Below are 23,313 nucleotides of genomic sequence, written 5' to 3' on the forward strand. Positions count from 1 at the left end.
TATGACTAAATACTATCCGATGATGATTAATATTAAAAATAAAAAATGTTTAGTTGTTGGAGGCGGAAATGTTGCCTTTAGGAAAGTTAATGAGCTTATTGAATATGGAGCTAAAGTAACGCTAGTTTCCAAGGAAATTAATGAAAACATAAATTCATTAGTTGAAAATGTGGACAAAAGCATTATATATATTGAGGATACTTATAAAAGAGAATATATTAAAGGTGCTTTTATAGTTATTGCAGCCACTAATGATAGGGGCATTAATTTTGAAATAGCTAGTGACTGCGAGCAAAAAGATATTCTTGTAAATGTAGTAGATGATTTAGAAAGTAGTAGATTTATAGTTCCTGCAAAAGTTAAAAGAGGGGACTTAACAATAACAGTATCTACTAATGGTAAATGTCCCTTTTATAGCAAATTACTAAGAAAGAAATTAGATCTTCAATTTGATGATAACTATAGTATATTTGTAAATATATTAGGCGATTTTAGAAAAGAGCTTTTAAAGAATATAGAGTCATGTTCAAAAAGAAAAGATATAATGGCTTCTTTAGATATGGAGTATTATATTAAAAAGCTCAGGGAAATGGGAGAAGAGGAAGTTCGAAAAGAAATTATGGCACATGCTCTATAGAATTAAAAAATCAGTAAAATAGAAACAGAGATTTTTAGCAAGCTGACAAGCTCTATATGTTGGTGTAGCTATATTATAGCAAAGAAAAAAACTTCAGTAGAAGGGTAAATCTCCTTCTGAAGTTATTAATGTTTCTTAGAACTACCTTATTTTTTAAATAGTTCTAGATACTCCTCGTACCCTTCTTCTTTAAGTTTATTAGTAGGTATAAACTTCAATGCAGCACTATTTATACAATATCGTAATCCACCTTTTTCACTTGGACCATCGTTGAATAAATGTCCTAAATGGCTGTCACCATATTTGCTTCTTACTTCTGTTCTTATCATTCCATGGGTTACATCCTTATTTTCCTTTACATGTTCTTCCACTAGTGGCTTCGTAAAACTAGGCCACCCACAGCCTGAATCAAATTTATCTAGAGAGGTAAATAATGGCTCTCCACTATTAATATCTACATAAATTCCTTCTTCACTATTATTCCAATACTCATTATCAAAAGATCTTTCTGTGCTATTTTCTTGACTTACCTCGAATTGAGTAGGAGTCAGTGTCTTTTTTAGTTCTTCTTTACCTTTTTTGTTATAAATTTTTTTATCCATAAGATTATCTCCTTTCGTTGTTAGAGTGCTTATTTTATTTTTAAGTTACCCATTAAAAAATATTCATATAAACATGGTACCAAATGTTTATATAATACTCTAGTTAAATTTTATTAAATGTTTAACTTAATATATAGTGAGCTCAAGCAGAATTTTTTATAATAATAAGGAAACAATATAATATAGTAAGCAAAAAAATTATATAAGGAGATAGATTATGAACTATTTAGACAAATTAGCAAAAAACATTGAATTTAATGGAAAAAAACAAAAGGTTAGCAATCATAAAAGTTTTTTGGCTTTAGCAGTAGTGGGTGTTGCAATTGGAGGTGCTGCTGTAGCTTTATTCACTAAAAATTGCTCTAGAGAAACAAAAAAAAATGTTACTAACAATCTAGAAGATAATAATAGAAATATAAAAAAGGATATTGATGAAGATGCAAGTATAGTTGAAGATATAAATCTTAATAGAGATGAAATTGAGGATACTTTGAAAAATGTGGGTGAAGAATCCATAGGTGATGTTGGTATTGCAATGGAGCATGCACTAGAGGATGATTACGATGAGAAGCCAAATGAGGATAAAAATTAATTGAAATTGCAAGATAATTATTATACTCTCACAGGGACAGACATTTTAGTCTGTTCTTTTGTTTTTTTGAATAGGTATTGACATAATTTTTTTTTGGGAATATAATATACTTCGTAAGCGAAATATACGTATACGAAATGTACTGGAACGAAATATATTTTAAGGTGGTGTTGTAGTGGAAATATTAAATGATAGCATAGAGGTTGCAAAGCTGTTTCAAGAGGTTATGCAGTTGTTTAAACATAATACAAGTAAGGTGCTTTGTGAAACAGGTATTTCTGCACCTCAAGGCATGGTACTCGGACTTTTAAGCAAAAAAAAGAAGATGAAGATAACAGAACTTAGCCAGCAGCTTTGTTTATCCAATAGTACTGTATCGGGAATCGTCGATAGGCTTGAGAAACAGGAAATGGTAGTACGAGAAAGAAGTGAAAGTGATAAGAGGGTAGTTTATGTAAGTATATCACCCAAATTTAATGACATGCATGAAATTTTTAAAAAGCAGTTTGAAAAAAACATACAAAGCACAATGAGTAGAGGAAGTGAAGATGAACTTCATAAAATTTTTGAAGGTCTAAGTACACTTAAGAAACTTTTAGGCGACCAACAAAATAAACAATAACAGTGAATGGAGATGATATTAAATGATTAAATTATTTAGATTTTTAAAACAATACACATTGCAAATAGTTGCAATAGTTGTATTGATTTTTATTCAAGTACTTGCAAATCTATATTTGCCAACACTTACGGCAGATATAGTTGACAAGGGGATAGTACAAAAGGATGTAGTTCAAACTATTTCATTTTTGGGATTTAGTGGCTCGTATAAAGGTGTAGATTATATTCTTAGACTAGGTGGGATTATGCTAATTATATCACTGGGTGGCGTAATATGCTCAGTTATGGCTTCATTTCTATCTTCAAAAACTGCTGTAGGCTTTGGTAGGATTATTCGTAATAAATTGTTTGCTAAAGTTGAAGGGTTTTCGCTACATGAGTTTGATAAGGTGGGGACTGCCACTCTTATAACAAGAACTACAAATGACGTTACTCAGGTTCAAACAGTAACCGTAATGATTTTTTCTATTATGCTTTTTGCACCTTTAACTGCCCTAGGTGGTATTGTTATGGCTTTAAGAGAGGATGCATCACTAACTTGGATTTTTGCAGTTGTAGTTCCGCTTCTTGGAATTATTATTGGAGCAACTCTTGCATACGCTATGCCGTTATTTAAGGCAATGCAGGTAAAAATAGATAAATTGAATCTTGTATTACGTGAATCACTTACTGGTATTAGAGTTGTACGCGCATTTAATCGTATAGAGACTGAAAAGGTTAGATTCGATGATGCTAATGCTGACCTTATGGACAATGCTGTAAAAGTAAATAAAATTATGGCGTTTTTAATGCCAATAATGATGTTAATTATGAATGTTACAACAATTGCTATTATTTGGTTTGGTGGCAAAAGAATAGACGCTGGAACTATGCAAGTAGGTTCATTGCTTGCATTTATTCAATACGGAATGCAAATTTTATTCGGATTCTTAATGCTTGCTATGGTATTTATAATGATACCAAGAGCTCAAGCTTCAGCAATAAGAATAAATGAAGTATTAGATATGGAACCGGGAATAATAGATCCCAAGAAGGAAATACTTGCTGATAAAAAAAGTGGATATGTTGAATTTGTTGATGTCAGCTTTAGCTACCCAGGTGCAGAGCAACCAGCCATTAGCAATATAACCTTTAGTGCAAGGCCCGGCGAGACAACAGCTATTATTGGTGGTACAGGTTCCGGTAAATCTACCCTAGTAAACTTAATACCACGTTTTTATAATGCGGATGGTGGCACAGTATTGGTTGATGGTGTGGATGTACGTGAAATGAGTCAGGAGGGTCTAAGGTCAAAGATAGGCTTTGTTCCCCAAAACACTGTACTCTTTTCTGGAACTATTGCTGAAAATATTAAGTATGGTAAGAATGATGCGACCTTTGAAGAAATTCAGCATGCAGCAACTGTAGCACAAGCTACAGACTTTGTTAATGGAATGGAAGAAGGTTATGAGCATTTCATTGCTCAAGGAGGTACAAATGTTTCTGGTGGACAAAAGCAACGTCTATCTATAGCGCGTGCTCTAGTTAGAAAGCCTGAAATATATATTTTTGACGATAGTTTTTCAGCCCTTGATTTTAAAACTGATGCAAAACTTCGAGCAGCACTTAAAAAGGAAACAGCAAAAGCTACGGTACTTATTATTGCTCAAAGAGTTGCAACAGTTATGGACGCTGATAGAATCATAGTTTTAGATGAAGGTAAAATTGTAGGTATGGGAAATCACAATGAACTTTTAACCAGTTGTGAGGTATACCATGAAATTGTATCTTCACAGCTTTCAGAGGAGGAATTATCATGAGTGAAAATAAAAAAGGAAATAGATCAGGTGGGGGTATGGGTGGTGGACCAATGGCATCCTTTGCCGGTCCTATAGTAAAAGCTAAGGACTTTAAAGGAACCTTAAAAAGGCTTTTAAGTTACTTAAAGCCACAAAGAGTTAAATTTATACTAGTATTTATATTTGCAATCATTAGCACTGTTTTTTCAATAGTAGGACCTAAGATTTCTGGAAAAGCTATAACTAAACTATTCGAAGGAATAATGAGTAAAATTGGGTTACTTCAGTTGAATATGCAGCAAGATAAAATAGCAGCTGTAATAAATGCTAATCCTGAAGCTTCAAAGAGTCCCAAGATAGTTGAGGGACTTGCTCAAGTTAAAGCTGGCATTGCTAAGATAATGGATTTAAATGGTGGTAAAATAGATTTTCATTATATAGAACGTATTATTTTAATACTACTGGCACTATATTTAATAAGCACACTTTTTGGTTTTCTTCAACAATATATTATGGCTGGAGTTGCTCAGAAAACTGTTTATAGTTTACGCAAAGATGTTGATGAGAAGCTTTCACGGTTACCTCTTAAGTTCTTTGATGCAAGAACTCATGGTGAGATATTAAGTCGTGTAACAAATGATATTGATAATATCTCAACTACGCTTCAACAAAGTCTTACTCAGCTTATTACGTCTATTGTTACCATCATTGGTGTTATTATTATGATGCTCACAATAAGCCCACTACTTACACTTGTGGTTATTTTAACATTGCCACTATATATTGTGGTAACAGCCTTTGTTGCAAAACGATCTCAAAAATATTTTGCAGCTCAACAAAAAGAAATTGGAGCACTTAATGGTCATGTTGAAGAAATGTATACAGGTCATAAAATTATTAAGGCCTTTGGACATGAGAAGGATTCCATAGAAAAGTTTAAAGATATTAATGATAGACTATACAATTCAGGTTGGAAAGCACAATTCATATCTGGAATAATAATGCCTATGATGAGATTTGTTAGTAATATAGGATATGTAATAGTTTGTGTTGTAGGTGGTTATTTAGCAACACAAGGAAGAATCACTATTGGGGATATTCAAGCCTTTATTCAATATTCAAGTCAATTTACTCAGCCAATAGTTCAAACTGCAAATATTGCTAATATAATTCAATCAACAGTTGCATCTGCTGAACGTGTTTTTGAGCTTTTAGATGAAGTTGAAGAAATACCAGATGCTACATCTGCCAAACTCATAGAATTCCCTAAGGGAGAAGTTGTGTTTGAAAATGTTGACTTCAGCTATAAAGCAGGAGAACCACTTATTGTGAACATGAATATTGATGTAAAACATGGTCATACAATTGCAATTGTTGGGCCAACAGGGGCTGGTAAAACTACACTTGTTAATCTGCTTATGCGTTTTTATGAAATAGATGCGGGTAAGATTACAATTGATGGAGTGGATATTAGAGACATAAAACGTGGTGAACTACGTAATATGTTTGGTATGGTACTTCAAGATACTTGGCTCTTTAATGGTACTATAATGGAGAACATCGCTTATGGTAGGGAGGGCGCAACAGAAGATGAAGTTATGCAGGCAGCAAGAGCGGCCCATGCACATCACTTTATTAAGACTCTTCCTGATGGATATAATACAATACTAAATGAAGAAGCTTCAAATATATCACAGGGGCAAAAACAACTTCTTACTATAGCTAGAGCAATACTTGCAAATCCAACTATTATGATACTTGATGAAGCTACAAGTAGCGTTGACTCAAGAACAGAAGTTTATATACAAAGGGCAATGACCGCGCTTATGGAAAACAGAACAAGTTTTGTAATTGCTCATAGACTTTCTACAATTAGAGATGCAGAGTTAATACTAGTTATGAATAAAGGAAGTATTATTGAGATGGGGAGTCATAATGAACTTCTTGCTCAAAAGGGCTTTTATGAAGATCTTTATAATAGCCAGTTTACTGGTGCAAACTTAGATAATGAAGTGGTATAAATAAAAAATAATTTTAAATAAGGCCATGTTACCATTATTTTAATGGTAACATAGCCTTATTTTAATTATGCTTGTAATAAAAAATTATAATTATCACCTATAAATTTTAATATAACAGTTGCTATTAATGATTGACCATCAATATTGGGATGTATACCATCTTTACATAAAAACTGACTGTAATTGCTGTGTTTTAAAAATTCTGTTCTTATGTCTATTAGCACAGTATTAGTTTCATTAGCTACTTCTGTAATGATTTTATTATATGAACTATGCCAGTTGAAAAGTCTATCCTTTGTACCTAGCCATTGTAAGATATTTTGCTCTGCAAAAGAATCTTCTTTTGTAATCCATTTGAAGTATTTTAGAGGATCCAGTGGTGGTAGTGTCATAAGTACAGGTAATATGTGATTAACCTTCAATGTATCTATCATTGCACATAGTGTTTCCCGATAAGTTGAAATATCAGTATTTGGTTTGTATTGCTCTGCAGGGTTTTTAGCAATGTCAGCCCAATTATAGTCACAGTCATTACCACCAAACTCTATTAAAACTATATCAGGTGATTTTTTTATGACATCATTATACATCTTACTAACACCCCTCATAATGGTGCTTCCAAATTTACCTGCATTGTATACTTGCCCTTTTATTTTATTTGAAATGATATTTGTAAAGTTTTCTTTTAAAGCTGAATATTTTGATTTTTCTTCGTCATAAATAATTCCCTTGGTAATAGAATCACCAAATGCTATAAGAACGTAACTATCTTTTATTTTCATAATTTGCCTCCATAAAATTAAATATTAAGCCATTAATTTTTTTTGTATAATTTATTTAATGTATATTAACAATATACCACATAATTATTGAAGACGCAATACGTAGTTATTAAAACTAGGTAATAAATAAGTAATATTTACAGCAGGATTTCATAGAAATATTATCATTAATATTATTTTGCAAAAATGCGGATAATATACACATAGATTCTAGGTAAATGTTGTCTTACACTTACACAAGAAGGCATTATTGATTCTAGTACACTGAGTGAATTAAAGACAGATTGGCGTGTGATTAAAAAAATAAAACCCTGCAATGGGGTTTTATTTTTTTTGTTTATTAGAATTTTTTTGCTTACTAGAGTTTAATCCACAACAATCTAATTTTTTATCACCAAAGCTTTCTTCGTTGGCTTTTCCCATGTCTTTTATAAATTTATCGAACCATTGCTTTAAAGATTTCATTAATAGCCCTCCATTGAATTTAATTTATATAATTATTATATATAAATTTAGTTTAACACTATTATATGAAGAAAATATAAAGATTAGCAATAACCTAGTTATTTAAGGGTAATGAAATAAAAGTTGAATACTTTTGAAAAGGAAGTGTTTACATTATCAAACTTGCTTTTTAATATTGTATACCAGTCGGCATCCTGCAATTTACTACGTGGGTAGCACTTACTTTTTGTATATTGCAATACCAGAAGAATTCGCACCTAAAAAGGTGACACCTAGGAACTCATTATCTTCTACCATACGTCTAAAAAGCTTGCCAATCTTTTTCCTTTGAGATAAGGAGACATTATTCCAAAAGTCCGTTAAGAGGTCTGCAAATTGGAACTTACCACTAATGGTATTTATGTTCACTCTAATTAAATTCAATATATCATCTTCAGTAAGGTTGTCTTTTAATATTATGATTTTTTCATCATCATCAATATTTTTAATTTCACTTCTAATGATTTCCGTTAAATATTGACCTATGCCCATATAGCCTTTTGTTTTTGTAATATGTTCTAGCAGCTTTAAGTCATCCTCGGCTAGGCGTATACGTACATTAAACTCTTGCATTTTAAATCACCCCTTCTAGTTATTATAATATATTGCAAAAGGCTACGCAACCATGAAATATATGGAGAATACTAAAGGTATCCTAACATAATAAGCGAGTATTGTGTTTGCAAACATTGATAAAATCTTCTCGTGGTTATATAATGTTATTACAGGTTACACAACCTGTAATAACATTATGATGCAAATTGCATGCATCATAGAAAACGTATTCATACAAACTAAAAGTCATTTGTTTTTTGTATTTAAAACTAAATTTTATAAGGAGGAGTAAAAATGAAAAAAATAGGATTACTTCCTAGACTTATTATAGCTATTATTTTAGGTATCATGTTAGGAGGCATACTTCCAGAAACCGGGATTAAAATTTTTGCAACATTCAATGGATTATTTGGTCAATTTTTAGGATTTGCTATACCTCTTATAATTATAGGATTTGTAGCACCGGGTATAGGTGATCTTGGCACTGGAGCTGGTAAGATTCTAGCTATAACAGCAGGAATAGCTTATGCTTCTACTGTACTTGCCGGAACTTTGGCATATTTTGCAAATGCTACTATTCTTCCAATGTTTTTAAAACCCGGATCTTTAGGAGACTTTGCTAAGGGTGGGTTAGCTACATCATTTATTAATATTAAAATACCACCTCTAATGGATGTAATGACAGCGTTAGTTCTTGCATTTACATTGGGTATAGGAATTGCTGTAATAAAATCTACTGCCATAAAGAGCGTTATGAAGGAATTTCAAGATATTATTACTAAACTGATTACGGGTATAGTAATCCCATTACTTCCTATATACATTATGGGTACTTTTGCAAATATGACTTATGCTGGTCAAGTTGCTTCTATATTAAAAGTATTCTCAAAGGTATTTATTTTAGTACTTATACTTCACTTTACAGTAATTGTCCTTCAATATGTAATTGCTGGAATAATAGCTGGTGCTAATCCAGTTAGCTTAATTAGAACAATGATTCCTGCATATTTAACAGCCATAGGAACTCAATCATCTGCAGCAACTATTCCAGTTACTCTTGCTCAAACTAAGAAAAATGGAGTAAATGATGGAGTAGCAGACTTTGTAGTACCGCTTTGTGCAACTATACATCTTTCTGGTAGTACAATAACACTAGTTAGTTGCTCCCTTGCAATAATGATGTTAAATGGCATGAATTATAGTTTCGGAACTTTCTTTGGATTTATCTTAGCCTTGGGGGTTACAATGGTAGCTGCTCCTGGGGTTCCCGGTGGAGCTGTAATGGCATCACTTGGGCTACTTCAAAGCATGCTTGGATTCAGCGAACCATTAACATCCCTTATGATTGCTCTATACTTAGCTCAAGATAGTTTTGGTACTGCTTGCAACATAACTGGTGATGGAGCAATTGCAATATTAATAAATAAAATTTCAGGACATAAACTTTTTGACCAAAAACACGAAAATGCAAAAGAAGAAAATATTGTTGCTTAAAAGTAATATACAGATTTGCGTATATTAAGCAAAATAAAACCATCCTGCTAAAAAAGCAAGGTGGTTTTATTTGAGTAATATCAATATTATAGTGTAAGCGACTAAAATTCATTCTGCAATTTAGCAGGGATTTTTGCTAAGAATAAAGAATATATTACATAATAGTATTTGGAAATATAAGCATGATAAAAAATGTTATTGTACATGATTTGTGTAATACTATATAAAAGGAGTGAGAAATTTATGAGAACACTTATTGTTTATGGTTCTAAGCATGGTGCTACAGAAAAATGTAGTAAAGCTTTAAAAGATAAGCTTTACGGGGAAGTCACCATTGTAAATATAAAAAAGGACGTAATGCCTGATATGGGTTCATTTGATAATATTGTTATCGGCGGGTCAATTTATGCAGGGAGAATTCAAAAGGAAATAAGAGAATTTTGTTTCAAAAATGCTAATACTTTAAAAAATAAAAAAATAGGTATTTTTGTATGTTGTATGAGTGAAGGGGAAAAAGCAATATCACAGTTGAATGATAGTTTGCCACACGAATTAATGTCTATGGCCACAGCTAAAGAACATTTTGGGGGAGGTTTTGCATTTAGTAAAATGAATTTTTTTGAGAAATTTATAATTAAAATGGTATCTAAAAAAGAGAAAAATGCTATTAAAGTAAATATTAATAAAGATGTTTTAAATATACATGAAGATAACATTAATAGATTTGTACAATTAATGAATAACTAATAGTCTTTAATTAGTCCTGTATCGTAATGAAAGGGGAATTAACCAATGTATAGTTTTAAGAATGATTATAGTGAAGGTGCTCATCCAAATATATTGAAAGCATTAATGGAATCAAATATGGAGCAGTCAGAAGGGTATGGGGAAGATAAATATTCTTTAGCTGCTATTACATTGTTAAAGGATAAAATGAAGTGTGATGAGGTTGATATACATATGTTTTGTGGTGGAACTCAAACAAATCTTACCGCAATATCTGCGTTTTTAAGACCACATGAGGCTGTTATTTCAGCAAGTACAGGACATGTATTAGTTCACGAGACTGGAGCTATTGAAGCAACTGGTCATAAAGTTATTTCTATGAAAGTAGATGATGGAAAACTTAAGCCTATTCATATAAAAATGACACTCGAAGAGCATACCGATGAGCATATGGTAAAGCCTAAGATGGTTTATATTTCAAATCCCACCGAAATAGGGTCTATATACAAGAAGCAAGAATTAAAAGATTTAAGTGAGTGTTGCAGACTTAACAATTTGATTTTATACCTTGATGGAGCAAGACTAGGATCTGCACTATGCTCAAAAGGGAATGATATTGAGTTTTCAGATTTGCCAAAGCTAACTGATGCTTTTTATATAGGCGGGACTAAAAATGGTGCATTAATGGGAGAAGCTCTTGTTATTTGCAGAGAGTCGCTTAAAGAAGATTTTAGATTTCATATTAAGCAAAAGGGAGGATTACTTGCAAAGGGAAGGCTTATTGGTATACAGTTTTTGGAGTTATTTAAAGAGAATATTTTTTTTGACTTAGCGAAACATGCAAATGATATGGCTCAGCTATTAAAAATGGGAATTAGTAATTGTGGATATGAATTTTTAATAGATTCGCCAACAAATCAAATATTTCCAATATTGCCTAATAAAATAATTGAAAAGCTTAAGGAAAAGTATTCCTTTTATATATGGCAAAAAATTGATGAGGATAATTCTGCTATTAGGTTAGTAACATCCTGGGCTACAGCGGAAGAGGCTGTTAAGTCATTTATAGATGATATTACCATATTTATGAATGAATTTTATGTGGTATAATGTAAGTTGTTAATGAAATAAGGAGGTTTTTCAATGGCAATACTTACATCTATTAAGGATGCATTAAACGCGCAACAATATAAATCCGAGATTGAGAAATTAATCGAGGAAAATAAAAATTTGAGATATATAAAACTAACTCCAACTCAACTGGGAATGAGCCAAGTTTTAGCTAAAACTAAAGAACTTGAATTGGAGATTGAAGAATATGATAAGCTAATTGAAACAAAAACAAAAGCTATAGAAGAACTAAATAGGGAATATAAGAGCCAAGCTGGATATCAAACCAAAGAATTTGAAGAAAAATCAAATGAATATGATAATTTGATCCGTCTAAAGGCTAAGGATTTTGAAGACAAGAGTGCGGAATATGATGATTTAATCAGAACCAAAAGTGAAGAATATAATAGTTTAATGGAAGTAAAGAGTAAAGAACTGGAAGATAAAAAAGCGCAATACGATGACTTAATTGGAACCAAAAGTCAAGAATATGATAATTTAATTGAATTAAAAGGCAAAGAAATGCAAGATAAAAGTACAGAATACAATGAATTTATTGAAAGAAAAAACAGTGAATATGAAGAGTTAACTAAACAAAAGGCAGAGGAACACAAGCTAAAATTGAATGAATATGAAGTTTTAATGGTCAGTAAAATAAAATCTATTGACGAAATTAATTTGGAATATAATAATCTTAAAACATCTGTAGATAGCTTAAAGTCTGAAATTATAACTTTAGATGATGATATTCTAATGCAAAGTTATGGGGTTTATAAGCCTGAATATAATTTAATGAATTCAATAAAAGGTGCTACAATGCTTCAGGATCTTAGAGAAAAGCAAAGATCTATGGTTAAATCTAAAGAAGCTATAGAATTTAAGCAATGGATTGTAAATGGGAACATAAAAGAAGGTAATGAAGTAGTTGATGATATGACAGAGGATATGATTAAACTAGTCCTTAGGATTTTTAATGACGAGTGCGATTCTATTATTGATAAGGTGAAATTTAGTAATATAGAAGTAATAGAAAATAGAATTAAAACGTTCTTCGAGGATTTAAATAAGTTTTCTAATTTAACACAAGTTAAAATAGTCCCTAAATATCTTAATACCAAACTAGAAGAACTTTACGTTACTTATGAATACAAACTAAAGCAGCAGGAAGAAAAGGAAGAACAAAATAGAACAATATAATATACAGAAAAATTTATTAGTTAAACAAAAATGCCCTTGTAATGTAAAATTACAAGGGCATTTTTATATTATGTCAGGAAAAATGATTACAATCACTTGAATAAAAAATAAATGATTTTTGTAGCTTGTGCTACATCAAATAATAAAAAATTCTGATATATTATAAATATACAATTTACAGTTCAATTGGGATCTCAAGTAGCACAAGTAGCACCAGTTGCATTAACTATGCTTGTTATTCATATAGGACTAATGTATTTCTGGGCATTTTGATAAAGGTGTCTAAAGCAAATAAAAAAAATAACTAATGAGGTGATAACATGAAAGTATTAATAACAGGATTTGATCCCTTTGGAGGGGAAAAGATTAATCCATCCTTCGAAGCAGTAAGAAGATTAGAGAATGTAATTGCTGGTGCTGAAATTGTGAAGCTTGAAATACCAACGGTGTTTAATAAATCTATTATGGAACTAGAAAAGGCAATAATTAAAGAAAATCCAGACATAGTGATTTGTGTTGGTCAAGCTGGTGGTAGATTTGATTTAACTATAGAAAGAGTTTCAATTAACGTAGATGATGCAAGGATTCCAGATAATGAGGGAAATCAATTTATTGATAAAGCAATTTTTGAAGGAGGAGAGAATGCTTATTTTTCAAATCTTCCTATTAAAGTAATGGTAGAAGAAATTCGAAAAGGTGGTATTCCAGCCTCTCTTTCTAATAGTGCAGGTACATTTGTGTGTAATCATATAATGTATGGATTACTTCATTTAATTCATACAAAATACCCAGCAGTAAGAGGCACTTTTATTCATGTTCCATTTATTCCAGCACAAGTAATGAGTAAAGCCAATACTCCATATATGGAGCTTGAGAAAATTACACAAGGATTAACATTAGCAATAAAAGCAGCTGTTGAAAATAAAGAAGATATAAAAGCTGTGCTTGGTACTATATGCTAATAAATATTCAATTTGAATAAAAAAAAATTGTTTATAAAAGTTTATTAGAAAACTTTTATAATTATTTGGTTGGAAAAGTCTAAAAAATGAACTATTTCTATATATTTATATAGAGATGGTTCATTTTTTATATATTAACTATTTGTAAAATATAAAAAAAATTAATGATATAATAAAAATATATTAAAAATTTATATGTTTTCAAAAGAATAGAAATAGTAAAATATTATTGTAGTATATGCTTAGGAGGAAATCTATGTATGAGAAGTTTTTTGAGCCTGATCGACAAGCGATAATGCGAGATTATTTTTTAAATACACTCAGTAAGCTTGGACAAATAAGCAAATATAATAAAAATGAACTGTTAGATTTTGATTCTGGACTTCATGTAGGAATTGTGTTAAAAGGTGTGGTGACACAAAGCGTTATTAGTTTAAATGGGCATGAAAAAATCTTATATTTTATTCGAAGTGGAGAGATAGTAGGTGAAATGATTTATTTTTGTGGGGGCATGGATTCCATTGTTTCAACGGCAAAAGAATATGTAGAAATCTCAATTATAAGTCAAGAGGTCTTAGAAAGAGAACTTAGCTTGAAACCACAAATATATAGATATTTTATGCATAGTACGACAAGGAAATTTAGAATCGTTATGCTTCAGCTTACTAATAAAATTTTTAATGATGCAAGAGGGCAACTTGCAGATGCTTTATTAAGGTTATCTTCTACAGCGGAGTTAGATAGTGCAGGATTTGTTACATTGAATCGCATGTTTACTCATGAGGAACTATCAAATATCATAGGCTGTTCAAGAATAACAGTTACTAGATGTTTAAATGATTTTTTGAAAGATGGAATTATACTTTATGATGCTAAAAAAATTATAATCAATAAACCAGAGGTGTTAAAAACATATATTGAACTTGTTGTTGAAGAGTAAAGAAAGTAAAGGAACAATTTTAAAAACAAACTTTTTAAAGTTTCTTTTTTTTATTTAAAAAGAAAGGAATTGTTAATGCTTAGTCGAAATAGATAGATATATAAATAATAAAAATATTTAGGAGGCAGTTATTATGAATTTATTGATTTTGGCCCCAATTTGTTCTATATTAGCACTTGCTTTTGCTGGATATCTTGCATATAAAGTATTGAAAGAAGATGAAGGAACGGAGCAAATGAAAAAAATTGCTATGGCTATTAGACAAGGTGCAGATGCTTATTTAAAAAGGCAGTATACAGGAGTAGCTCTTTTCTTTGCAGTTATGTTTGTAATCCTAGGAATACTTGCAGGATTTGGATTCCTTACCCCCTTTGTACCTTTTGCATTTATAAGTGGAGGATTTTTTTCAGGTCTTTCAGGCTTTATAGGAATGAAAATCGCCACCCGTGCAAATGTTAGAACTACACACGCAGCTGGGAAAAGTCTTAATAGTGCTCTAAAGGTTGCGTTTTCAAGCGGTGCAGTAATGGGACTTACTGTTGTAGGTCTTGGACTTCTTGATATTAGCATATGGTATTATTTGCTCGATTTTTTCTATAGGAATTTAGATGAAGCAATGAGAATTCAAAATATAACTAGTGCAATGATTACCTTTGGAATGGGAGCTAGCTCCATGGCATTATTTGCACGCGTCGGTGGAGGTATATTTACTAAGGCAGCGGATGTAGGTGCGGATCTTGTTGGTAAAATTGAAGTAGGAATTCCTGAAGATGATCCAAGAAACCCTGCAGTTATAGCTGATAACGTTGGGGACAATGTTGGTGACGTAGCTGGTATGGGCGCAGATCTTTACGAATCCTATGTTGGGTCAATAGTATCCACTGCGGCACTTGCAGTAGCTGCTGGACTTGGAGTTAAAGGTGTAACAATTCCTATGACTATAGCTTCAATTGGTGTAGTTGCATCTATTATTGGAACCTTCTTTGTTAAATCAGGGGAGAAAACTGAGCAAAAGGGTCTTTTAGCGGCTCTTAGACGAGGGGTATATGTAAGTTCTGGAATAATTGCAATACTATCCTTTTTCTTAGTTTGGAATGTACTTGGATGGGAGCACATAGGAGTTTACTTTGCAATATTAAGTGGGCTTATAGCAGGTAATTTAATTGGTTTTTGTACAGAGTACTTTACCTCAGATACGTATAAGCCTACTAAAAAACTGGCACAAACAACAACAACTGGTGCAGCCACCGTTATAATAGGTGGTATTTCCCTTGGAATGATGTCTACTTTTCTTCCTGTTATAATAGTAGCTATGGCAATAGCCGCTAGTTTTTATTTTGCTGGAGGGTCAGGAGATTATAATATGGGATTATATGGTGTAGGAATAGCTGCAGTAGGTATGCTTAGTACGCTAGGTATAACCTTAGCTACAGATGCTTATGGTCCTGTAGCAGACAATGCTGGTGGTATTGCAGAAATGACTCATCAAGATTCTATAGTACGCGAAAGGACAGATGCTCTTGATTCTTTAGGGAATACTACAGCAGCTACAGGCAAAGGTTTTGCTATAGGCTCCGCAGCCTTAACAGCGCTTGCACTTATTGCAGCTTATAGAGATCAAGTAGAAATTATTGTGAAAAAAGAAAATTTGGATTTTGTTTTTAACTTGTCAATATTAAATCCTCAGGTTCTTATAGGGTTATTTATAGGTGGAATGGTGCCTTTTGTATTTGCAGCATTAACAATGGATGCAGTAGGTAAAACAGCACAACTTATTGTTGTAGAAGTTAGAAGACAATTTAAAGAAATATTGGGCCTTATGGAAGGTAGCGCAGAAGCCGATTATGCAACCTGCGTTGATATTTGTACAAAAGCAGCTCAAAAGGAAATGATTATGCCTGCACTACTGGCTATTATTATTCCAATAACAGTTGGAATGCTTTTAGGTGTAAATGGTGTGGCAGGACTTCTCGCAGGAGCAACTGTAACGGGTTTTGTACTTGCAGTTATGATGGCAAATTCAGGTGGAGCTTGGGATAATGCCAAAAAGCATATTGAAGCTGGAAACCTTGGTGGAAAAGGGTCGGATTGTCATAAAGCAGCCGTTGTTGGTGACACTGTAGGAGATCCATTTAAGGATACTTCAGGTCCAGCCATAAATATATTGATTAAGTTACTTTCAATGGTATCAATAGTGTTTGCAGCATTTATTTTGAAATTTTCAATATTTTAAGAAAACTAAAAGCGGCTCCACATTAATTTAGGGAGCCGCTTTTAAAATTTAAAATTATTAAACTTCTTTAACTATCTCATCGTAGCCTCTTCTATATGCTCTTGGATAAAGAGACTTATTTTCATCTAAGTGTCCAAGTGCAATTAGCATTACTACTGTCTTATTTTCTTCAAGTCCAAATTCACGACGTACACCTTCAAAATCCATGCCACTCATTGGATGAGAATCTACTCCAAAGCTCTTTGCTGAATACATTATAGACATGGCTAGAAGCCCTGCATTACTTTCTGCAAACTTTAATTTATTTTCTTCTGTGGTACCATATAAACTATTTGCAAAACCTTGTGTACCTGCTAATTTTGCTTGATCATTACCAAGCATCTTTAACATATCCTTCCATGTAGGATTAGATGCATCATATCCAGTTTTATTACCTACAATTATTAAAGTTACTGGAGCTTCTAATATTTTAGGTTGACTATTTGAAAGTTTATGTAATCTTTCTTTAGCTTCTTTGGATTTTACCGCTATAATTTCCCAAGGTTGAAGATTAAATGCTGATGGAGCGAGTACTGCAAGGTTAATTATATCCTTGAGTAATCCATCATCCACTCCCTTATTTGTATCAAAAAAATTGATGGACCTTCTATCTTCGTAAGCCTGTTTTAAATTCATTTTAATACACTCCTTTATCCCTTTTGATTATCTATTACTAATGGCTATAAATTACTAATAACTATTAATTACTTTATAGTAGTATAATAACAATAATCCACTGCCTATGTCAAGTAGTTATTAAAATTGTTTTTATGAATTTAATAAAACAACAAAGGTATTGAAATTATTTAGTCGAATTATATATAATGAGTTATAAAATATTTTGGCTTTCAATAATTACAAATATGAAAGGATTTTTTTTATGAATGAAAATAAAAATAAATACATGAAAATAATGGATATTGATCCATACCTCAAACCCTTTAAAAAGGATATTGAACTTAGAGGGTCCAATTATACTTGTTACAAAAAAAAATTGCTTTCTAATAATCAAAGCTTTCAGTCTTTTGCCAGTGGAGACTTGTTTTATGGGTTTCATCTAGTACAAGATGGATGGATTTATAGAGAATGGGCTCCGGGAGCTGATGCTCTTTATCTAATTGGAGACTTTAATTATTGGAATCCCAAAACACATCCATTGCAAAAAAAAGAAAATGGGAATTGGGAGATTTTTTTGCCAGGGTTACACGCATTAAAGCATATGTCCTATGTTAAAGTAAGGGTAGTTGCAAAAAATGTATCAAGAGATAGAATTCCACTTTATATTAAGCGTACTGTGCAAAATCCTGTTACTCACGATTTTGTAGGACAAATTTGGCAACCAGATTATAGCTTTAATTGGCAGGACAGTGAATTTCATGTTGATAATAAGAAACCATTGTTTATATATGAATCTCATGTAGGTATGGCACAGGAAAAAGAAGGTATGGGTACTTTTAAAGAATTTACAGAAATTACTCTTCCAAGGATAAAAGCTGCTGGTTACAATACTGTGCAACTTATGGCAGTAATGCAGCATCCTTATTATGCCTCCTTTGGTTATCAAGTATCTAATTTTTTTGCTGTTTCTTCCTGGTTTGGAACCCCAGAAGATCTTAAAATATTAATTAATACTGCCCACTTAATGGGTATTTCCGTATTGCTTGATTTAGTTCATTCCCATTCAATTAAAAATATAGCAGAGGGTATTAATGAGTTTGACGGAACAGATTATCAATTCTTTAATACTGGAACTCTCGGAAATCATTCTGCTTGGGGTACAAAGCTTTTTAATTATGGAAAACCAGAGGTTATTCATTTTCTTTTGTCAAATATTAAGTTTTGGCTGGAGGAGTATCATTTTGATGGTTATAGATTTGATGGTGTTTCATCCATGCTATACCACCACCATGGACTGGGTGTAGCATTTACAAATTACAGTAAATACTTTAGTATGGATACGGATATAGAAGCAATTACTTATCTTCAATTTGCTAATGATTTAATAAGACAAGTGAAACCTAATGCGATAACTATTGCAGAGGATATGAGTGGAATGCCTGGAATGTGTTTACCAGTAGAGGTTGGTGGTCTGGGTTTTGACTATCGGTTGTCTATGGGAGTACCTGATCTTTGGGTGAAAATACTTAAAGAATTGCCTGATGAAAAATGGAGTATGAGTAAGTTGTGGTATGAATTAACTAGTAGACGACCTCATGAGAAGAATATAGGTTATTCTGAATCACATGATCAAGCACTTGTAGGTGATAAGACCTTAATGTTCCGTTTAGGTGATAAGGAAATGTATACTCATATGTCAAAAAATGATGATAATTTAATAATAAGTAGAGCAGTAGAACTTCATAAATTAATTAGATTTATTACCATGATTTTAGCTGGTGAAGGCTATTTGAATTTTATGGGTAATGAGTTTGGTCATCCGGAATGGATTGATTTTCCAAGACAAGGTAACAATTGGAGTTACCATTATGCAAGAAGACAATGGAGTTTAATGGAAGATAAAAAGCTTAAATATGAGTATTTATCAAATTTTGATAAAGAAATGCTGAATTTAGTAAAAACCTATAATGTTTTAAGCGCTTGTGATTTACAAAATCTTTGGACTGATGAGAAGTACAAACTGCTTGCTTTCAGAAAAGGTGGGCTGATATTTTTATTTAATTTTAATCATTGCGAATCTTTCGCTGAATATGAATTACCTACTGGCGAAATGGGTGAATATAAAATTGTGTTTAATAGTGATGAAAAAATATTTGGTGGGCAAGGTAGAATTGCAAGGGATTATATTTACAGTGCAGAAACCTTGAAGCATAAGGAAAATAAAACTGGGGTTATAATATACTCACCTAGTAGAACGGTGCTAGTGTTAAAGAAAGTGAGGTAATATTACAATATACTTTACAGATAAGTTTTTCATATTGGAGGAGAGAACATGTTAAATCCGGGACGAATACTAGATGAAAAATACGAAATAATAAAAGTCTTAGGACGAGGCGGTATGGGGACAGTATATCTCTGCAAGAATAACAGGTTAGGAAACTTTTGGGCGATTAAGGAAGTAAATGGCCAGTGGAAAGACAAAATAGATTTTCTTGCTGAGCCTAATTTACTAAAGAACTTAAGTCACATAGGAATTGTACGAATTATTGATATCTTTTATGAAGATGATAATTTATACATTGTGGAAGACTATATTGAAGGGACGACCTTAAAGGAATATGTGGAGGCAAATGGGTCTCTATCTGCAGAACTTGTAACAGATATATCACTGCAACTCTGCAGCATATTAGGTTACCTTCATAGCTTTAATCCACCAATTATATATAGAGATTTAAAGCCTGCTAACATAATGATAAAATCTAACAACAAGGTGGTACTTATCGACTTTGGAATAGCGCGGACATATAAGGAAAATCAAGAAGGCGACACTATGATTTTAGGTTCAATGGGATACATAGCACCAGAACAACTTATAAATGCCCAATCCAATGCTCAAACAGACATTTATTCTCTTGGTGCCACTATGTTTTTTATGCTTACAAGTAAATCCATAAACCTACCTTCAGAGCTTATGTTTGAGAAAAATTATAGGTCGGATGATGCTAAGAGTTTAGTTAGTGTTATTAAAAAGGCTTCAGCTATAGATCCTAAAAGCCGCTATAGTGATGTATCAGCGATGCGCTCTGCACTTAATGCTAATATAGATGAGGTCGAAAATGAAAAAACAATGTTTATGAATTCCAGTGAATCTGCTAGGGATACTTCCAAAACAGTTTTGGTAGAGGATAAGAAACTTAAGAATAGAACTAAGCTAATTATAATATCAGCGCTTGCTTGTATAATAGCTTTGGTTGTTATTTTAGCCTGGGTAATGAATAATAAAGCAGTAGATAAAAATGGTCCTGAACATTCAATTGCGCCTAAATCAACCGAAGCAACGGTGGCTAAAACAACCGAAGTAACTAAGCCAAAGGTAGAACCGGCAGCTGAAGTTGTGGAAAAAGATACTATTGTTAAGGGAATATTAGATATAAAAAATCCTGTGATATTAAGTTCTGGCACAAGCAATGGAAAAGGTAAGGACAAGGTAAGGGGCAAGGACAAGGAGAAAGAGAAAGACAAAGACAAAGACAAAGACAAAGAGAAAGATAATAATGAGGATAAAAATCAGCTTGTGCAGTACAATTTAAAGCCTGCAGCATCTATTGCTAACTCAAAACTATCTATTTCACTAACTAGCATTCTGATTATAAAGCATGATGTTATAGTTACATTAAATTTTGAAAATATAGCCGCTGCTACACAAAGATTAGATATAAGCAAAACTTATTTAGTAAATGATAAAAATGAAGCTACAAAAAGCTATAATCAGAGCTCAACTACTATGATGCTAATTCCACAAAGCTCGGGTAAACAGGAAGTTAAGCTGTACTTTAAAGATTTGGATATTGAGCAAGGTTCTTATATATTGAAAACAGTTTTAAGCTCTACTGTAAATAAAGATATAAATTTATCTGTAGATGTTAAAAAACCATGATAAATTGTGCCATATACATTGTGTATATGGCATAAATATTTTTAAAAATAATATACTAAGCAAATGCGCCTTTCAAATGTTTTATAGTGTTTTCAATATTACCTTTTCTTATTATAGGGATTCAATCTTAATTTGAACTTATCAAAACTGAAGTTTGCATTAACAAAGATTCTGGCCAAGGAATAAATATTAGTATTTTTATCTATAAAGCCAGAGTCAGTTGAAAAAGCTAATTTATAGCCTGATTCTTTTGCTGCTTTTATTGTGTCGGCAGAATATTCTCCAAAGGGATATGCTATGTAATTTATTTTTCTGCCTAATATTTTTTCTAATTTATCTTTTGAAGATTTCATTGTTTTTATATTAGCACTATAAGATATTTTAGTTAAATGTTCATGTGCAGTTGTGTGGCTTTCTATTCTCATATTGTTTGAATCCATGGATTTTATCTCATTAGAGGTTAAAAAATCTTTCTCAGTATCTATGGCACCAGCAATTACAAAGACAGTTGCTTTTAATCCTAATTCCTTTAAAATAGGATAAGCATTAGTGTAGTTATCTTTATAGCCATCATCAAAAGTTATAATTATGGGTTTCTTAGGTACTATTTTACCTATTTTCATATAACTATAAAGTTCATCTATAGTTAAGGTTGTATAATTATTATCTTTAAGATATTTCATTTGCATTCTAAAGTTTTCTTTGGAAACTCTTAAGGAATTTCCTTTTTCATAACTAATAGAATGATACATAAGTATTGGTATCTTACTATTTTTTACCTGAAAAACAGATGCTGATTTATAAGTTTTTTCTTCGATTTTTAAGCTATCATACACAGGCAAATTATCTGAGTGTTCCGTTGGTGATTTTATTTCTTCACTAATAATTTCTGGTATTTTTGCTCGGTTTAGTGTGTTTTTTCCTTTAGAAGTTCCTAACCTATTTATTCCATAAGCTAGGCCTATACACAATATAAAAATTGCTATTGTAATTATTATAAGTGGTTTTTTACTTGATTTCATAATACGCCCCATTTTGTTATTTATTTTTACAATTGATTTTTAGATATAATTACATAATATCAATATATTCACATTTAATAAAGCAAAATATATTTAAATGAATTAGAATTGAGAGTAGCAGTGATTTCGTCAAAAAGAAAAATAGTAATAAAAATAAGGGGTACATAGCTTAAATTGCTATGTACCCCTTATTTTTGTCTTTAAAGTGACTTATACATTTTTTCCTTTTTCGCGAAGAAATTCAATTAACATTGATCTATTTGTATTAACAATAAGTTCTTCAGGCATATCTATGTCTTTAAGTAGTTTTTCTACAGAACTAAAATTTCCTATAGAAAAACAGAAATGAGCATCACTATTCACAATAATCTTTCCACCGAATTCTATGCAAAGTTTTGCTATTTTAGTGCAATTTTTGTCACTGCCTATTCTCGAAGTTATAAAAGAACTATTATTTAATTCTATTAGTATATTTTTTTCTTTTGCTTTTTTTACTATTTCTTCTTCGTGTATAGGAAATTTTGGATTTCCAAGATGTCCTAAAATATTAACATTTGGATTGTCCATAGCTTTTAAAATAGCGGCTGTATTTAAATCCGCACTCTTTCCACCTTCCATAAGTGGTTCATGCATGCTTACTATCATTATGTCAAGACCCTTTTGCAAGTCTAATGGCAGATCAAGATTACCTTCATAATCAATTATATTAGCTTCACAACCGTAAAGCATTTTAACGCCGTACAATTCTCTTGGCAGTACTTTAAAATTTCCAAAATACCAAAGATCAGGAGAACCGGGCATATTAGGACCATGATCTGTAACCCCTAATATCTCAAGACCTATCTCATTAGCATATTTTGCATTTTCCATTAGTGTACTATATGCATGACCACTAACTATAGTATGGGTATGTAAATCCGCAACAAACTTCATAAAATCTCTC

21 protein-coding genes are annotated in these 23,313 nt (G+C 31.8%); 14 read left to right on the top strand and 7 right to left on the bottom strand.

Annotated features, from left to right (window positions below):
- The first annotated feature begins 1 nt into the window (after position 1).
- On the top strand, positions 2–637 hold the full coding sequence (locus G9F71_RS11505) for a bifunctional precorrin-2 dehydrogenase/sirohydrochlorin ferrochelatase (RefSeq protein ID WP_164948176.1): 636 nt from the start codon (positions 2–4) through the stop codon (positions 635–637).
- A gap of 146 nt (positions 638–783) precedes the next feature.
- Here the strand turns inward: G9F71_RS11505 and msrB are convergent, their stop codons facing one another.
- A complete protein-coding gene (msrB, locus tag G9F71_RS11510; RefSeq protein WP_164948175.1) occupies positions 784–1,239 on the bottom strand; it encodes a peptide-methionine (R)-S-oxide reductase MsrB in 456 nt (151 codons plus the stop codon).
- A 217-nt stretch (positions 1,240–1,456) separates the two neighbouring features.
- On the opposite strand from msrB, the gene G9F71_RS11515 reads away from it, so the two are divergent.
- From G9F71_RS11515 to G9F71_RS11530, 4 genes are all read left to right on the top strand, one after another.
- On the top strand, positions 1,457–1,831 hold the full coding sequence (locus tag G9F71_RS11515; protein WP_164948174.1) for a hypothetical protein: 375 nt from the start codon (positions 1,457–1,459) through the stop codon (positions 1,829–1,831).
- Between the two features lie 175 nt (positions 1,832–2,006).
- A complete protein-coding gene (locus G9F71_RS11520) occupies positions 2,007–2,453 on the top strand; it encodes a MarR family winged helix-turn-helix transcriptional regulator (protein WP_125005699.1) in 447 nt (148 codons plus the stop codon).
- Positions 2,454–2,475: 22 nt separating this feature from the next.
- A complete protein-coding gene (locus G9F71_RS11525) occupies positions 2,476–4,251 on the top strand; it encodes an ABC transporter ATP-binding protein (protein ID WP_164948173.1) in 1,776 nt (591 codons plus the stop codon).
- Positions 4,248–6,251 carry an ABC transporter ATP-binding protein gene (locus G9F71_RS11530; RefSeq protein WP_164948172.1) on the top strand — a complete coding sequence of 668 codons (2,004 nt, stop codon included), beginning with the start codon at positions 4,248–4,250 and terminating at the stop codon, positions 6,249–6,251. Before G9F71_RS11525 ends, G9F71_RS11530 begins: the two co-directional genes overlap by 4 nt.
- A 65-nt stretch (positions 6,252–6,316) precedes the next feature.
- On the opposite strand, the gene G9F71_RS11535 is transcribed toward G9F71_RS11530, so the two are convergent.
- The 3 genes from G9F71_RS11535 to G9F71_RS11545 form a co-directional block, all read right to left on the bottom strand.
- Positions 6,317–7,033 carry an SGNH/GDSL hydrolase family protein gene (locus G9F71_RS11535; protein ID WP_164948171.1) on the bottom strand — a complete coding sequence of 239 codons (717 nt, stop codon included), beginning with the start codon at positions 7,031–7,033 and terminating at the stop codon, positions 6,317–6,319.
- A 324-nt stretch (positions 7,034–7,357) separates the two neighbouring features.
- Positions 7,358–7,498, bottom strand: a complete 141-nt coding sequence (locus tag G9F71_RS11540) for an LDCC motif putative metal-binding protein (protein WP_164948170.1) — start codon at positions 7,496–7,498, stop codon at positions 7,358–7,360.
- Between the two features lie 219 nt (positions 7,499–7,717).
- Positions 7,718–8,110 carry a DUF1413 domain-containing protein gene (locus G9F71_RS11545; RefSeq protein ID WP_125005707.1) on the bottom strand — a complete coding sequence of 131 codons (393 nt, stop codon included), beginning with the start codon at positions 8,108–8,110 and terminating at the stop codon, positions 7,718–7,720.
- A 276-nt stretch (positions 8,111–8,386) separates the two neighbouring features.
- On the opposite strand from G9F71_RS11545, the gene G9F71_RS11550 reads away from it, so the two are divergent.
- From G9F71_RS11550 to G9F71_RS11580, 7 genes are all read left to right on the top strand, one after another.
- Positions 8,387–9,586 carry a dicarboxylate/amino acid:cation symporter gene (locus G9F71_RS11550; protein WP_164948169.1) on the top strand — a complete coding sequence of 400 codons (1,200 nt, stop codon included), beginning with the start codon at positions 8,387–8,389 and terminating at the stop codon, positions 9,584–9,586.
- A gap of 243 nt (positions 9,587–9,829) precedes the next feature.
- Positions 9,830–10,333: a flavodoxin domain-containing protein gene (locus G9F71_RS11555; protein WP_164948168.1), complete on the top strand. Its 504-nt coding sequence runs from the start codon at positions 9,830–9,832 to the stop codon at positions 10,331–10,333.
- A gap of 45 nt (positions 10,334–10,378) precedes the next feature.
- Positions 10,379–11,422 (top strand): threonine aldolase family protein, encoded by a 1,044-nt coding sequence (locus G9F71_RS11560; RefSeq protein WP_164948167.1) that lies wholly within the window; start codon positions 10,379–10,381, stop codon positions 11,420–11,422.
- A gap of 33 nt (positions 11,423–11,455) precedes the next feature.
- Positions 11,456–12,619 (top strand): DUF4041 domain-containing protein, encoded by a 1,164-nt coding sequence (locus G9F71_RS11565; RefSeq protein ID WP_164948166.1) that lies wholly within the window; start codon positions 11,456–11,458, stop codon positions 12,617–12,619.
- Between the two features lie 320 nt (positions 12,620–12,939).
- Positions 12,940–13,581, top strand: coding sequence for a pyroglutamyl-peptidase I (gene pcp / locus G9F71_RS11570; RefSeq protein WP_164948165.1), 642 nt, complete (start codon positions 12,940–12,942; stop codon positions 13,579–13,581).
- Between the two features lie 256 nt (positions 13,582–13,837).
- Positions 13,838–14,521, top strand: a complete 684-nt coding sequence (locus G9F71_RS11575; protein WP_164948164.1) for a Crp/Fnr family transcriptional regulator — start codon at positions 13,838–13,840, stop codon at positions 14,519–14,521.
- Positions 14,522–14,654: 133 nt separating this feature from the next.
- Positions 14,655–16,754 (top strand): sodium-translocating pyrophosphatase, encoded by a 2,100-nt coding sequence (locus tag G9F71_RS11580; RefSeq protein ID WP_164948163.1) that lies wholly within the window; start codon positions 14,655–14,657, stop codon positions 16,752–16,754.
- Between the two features lie 57 nt (positions 16,755–16,811).
- On the opposite strand, the gene G9F71_RS11585 is transcribed toward G9F71_RS11580, so the two are convergent.
- On the bottom strand, positions 16,812–17,429 hold the full coding sequence (locus G9F71_RS11585; protein WP_164946872.1) for a nitroreductase family protein: 618 nt from the start codon (positions 17,427–17,429) through the stop codon (positions 16,812–16,814).
- Positions 17,430–17,673: 244 nt separating this feature from the next.
- Between G9F71_RS11585 and G9F71_RS11590 the strand changes: the two genes are divergently transcribed.
- On the top strand, positions 17,674–19,695 hold the full coding sequence (locus G9F71_RS11590; protein ID WP_164948162.1) for an alpha-amylase family glycosyl hydrolase: 2,022 nt from the start codon (positions 17,674–17,676) through the stop codon (positions 19,693–19,695).
- Positions 19,696–19,743: 48 nt separating this feature from the next.
- Positions 19,744–21,348, top strand: coding sequence for a serine/threonine-protein kinase (locus tag G9F71_RS11595; protein ID WP_164948161.1), 1,605 nt, complete (start codon positions 19,744–19,746; stop codon positions 21,346–21,348).
- Positions 21,349–21,446: 98 nt separating this feature from the next.
- Here G9F71_RS11595 and G9F71_RS11600 read toward each other — a convergent pair whose 3' ends face one another.
- Both G9F71_RS11600 and G9F71_RS11605 read right to left on the bottom strand, forming a co-directional pair.
- The gene (locus tag G9F71_RS11600) at positions 21,447–22,370 is read right to left on the bottom strand and encodes a polysaccharide deacetylase family protein (RefSeq protein WP_164948160.1); all 924 of its coding nucleotides are present in this window, start codon (positions 22,368–22,370) and stop codon (positions 21,447–21,449) included.
- Between the two features lie 210 nt (positions 22,371–22,580).
- Positions 22,581–23,303: a phosphatase gene (locus G9F71_RS11605; RefSeq protein WP_164948159.1), complete on the bottom strand. Its 723-nt coding sequence runs from the start codon at positions 23,301–23,303 to the stop codon at positions 22,581–22,583.
- Positions 23,304–23,313 lie beyond the last annotated feature (10 nt).

This window comes from Clostridium sp. FP2 (assembly GCF_011065955.2).
GTDB lineage: Bacteria > Bacillota > Clostridia > Clostridiales > Clostridiaceae > Clostridium_AD > Clostridium_AD tagluense.

Coding starts and splice junctions, on each gene's coding strand:
- G9F71_RS11505 (WP_164948176.1), top strand. CDS start 2: ATGACTAAATACTATCCGATGATGATTAATATTAAAAATAAAAAATGT.
- msrB (WP_164948175.1), bottom strand. CDS start 1,239: ATGGATAAAAAAATTTATAACAAAAAAGGTAAAGAAGAACTAAAAAAG.
- G9F71_RS11515 (WP_164948174.1), top strand. CDS start 1,457: ATGAACTATTTAGACAAATTAGCAAAAAACATTGAATTTAATGGAAAA.
- G9F71_RS11525 (WP_164948173.1), top strand. CDS start 2,476: ATGATTAAATTATTTAGATTTTTAAAACAATACACATTGCAAATAGTT.
- G9F71_RS11530 (WP_164948172.1), top strand. CDS start 4,248: ATGAGTGAAAATAAAAAAGGAAATAGATCAGGTGGGGGTATGGGTGGT.
- G9F71_RS11535 (WP_164948171.1), bottom strand. CDS start 7,033: ATGAAAATAAAAGATAGTTACGTTCTTATAGCATTTGGTGATTCTATT.
- G9F71_RS11540 (WP_164948170.1), bottom strand. CDS start 7,498: ATGAAATCTTTAAAGCAATGGTTCGATAAATTTATAAAAGACATGGGA.
- G9F71_RS11545 (WP_125005707.1), bottom strand. CDS start 8,110: ATGCAAGAGTTTAATGTACGTATACGCCTAGCCGAGGATGACTTAAAG.
- G9F71_RS11550 (WP_164948169.1), top strand. CDS start 8,387: ATGAAAAAAATAGGATTACTTCCTAGACTTATTATAGCTATTATTTTA.
- G9F71_RS11555 (WP_164948168.1), top strand. CDS start 9,830: ATGAGAACACTTATTGTTTATGGTTCTAAGCATGGTGCTACAGAAAAA.
- G9F71_RS11560 (WP_164948167.1), top strand. CDS start 10,379: ATGTATAGTTTTAAGAATGATTATAGTGAAGGTGCTCATCCAAATATA.
- G9F71_RS11565 (WP_164948166.1), top strand. CDS start 11,456: ATGGCAATACTTACATCTATTAAGGATGCATTAAACGCGCAACAATAT.
- pcp (WP_164948165.1), top strand. CDS start 12,940: ATGAAAGTATTAATAACAGGATTTGATCCCTTTGGAGGGGAAAAGATT.
- G9F71_RS11575 (WP_164948164.1), top strand. CDS start 13,838: ATGTATGAGAAGTTTTTTGAGCCTGATCGACAAGCGATAATGCGAGAT.
- G9F71_RS11580 (WP_164948163.1), top strand. CDS start 14,655: ATGAATTTATTGATTTTGGCCCCAATTTGTTCTATATTAGCACTTGCT.
- G9F71_RS11585 (WP_164946872.1), bottom strand. CDS start 17,429: ATGAATTTAAAACAGGCTTACGAAGATAGAAGGTCCATCAATTTTTTT.
- G9F71_RS11590 (WP_164948162.1), top strand. CDS start 17,674: ATGAATGAAAATAAAAATAAATACATGAAAATAATGGATATTGATCCA.
- G9F71_RS11595 (WP_164948161.1), top strand. CDS start 19,744: ATGTTAAATCCGGGACGAATACTAGATGAAAAATACGAAATAATAAAA.
- G9F71_RS11600 (WP_164948160.1), bottom strand. CDS start 22,370: ATGAAATCAAGTAAAAAACCACTTATAATAATTACAATAGCAATTTTT.
- G9F71_RS11605 (WP_164948159.1), bottom strand. CDS start 23,303: ATGAAGTTTGTTGCGGATTTACATACCCATACTATAGTTAGTGGTCAT.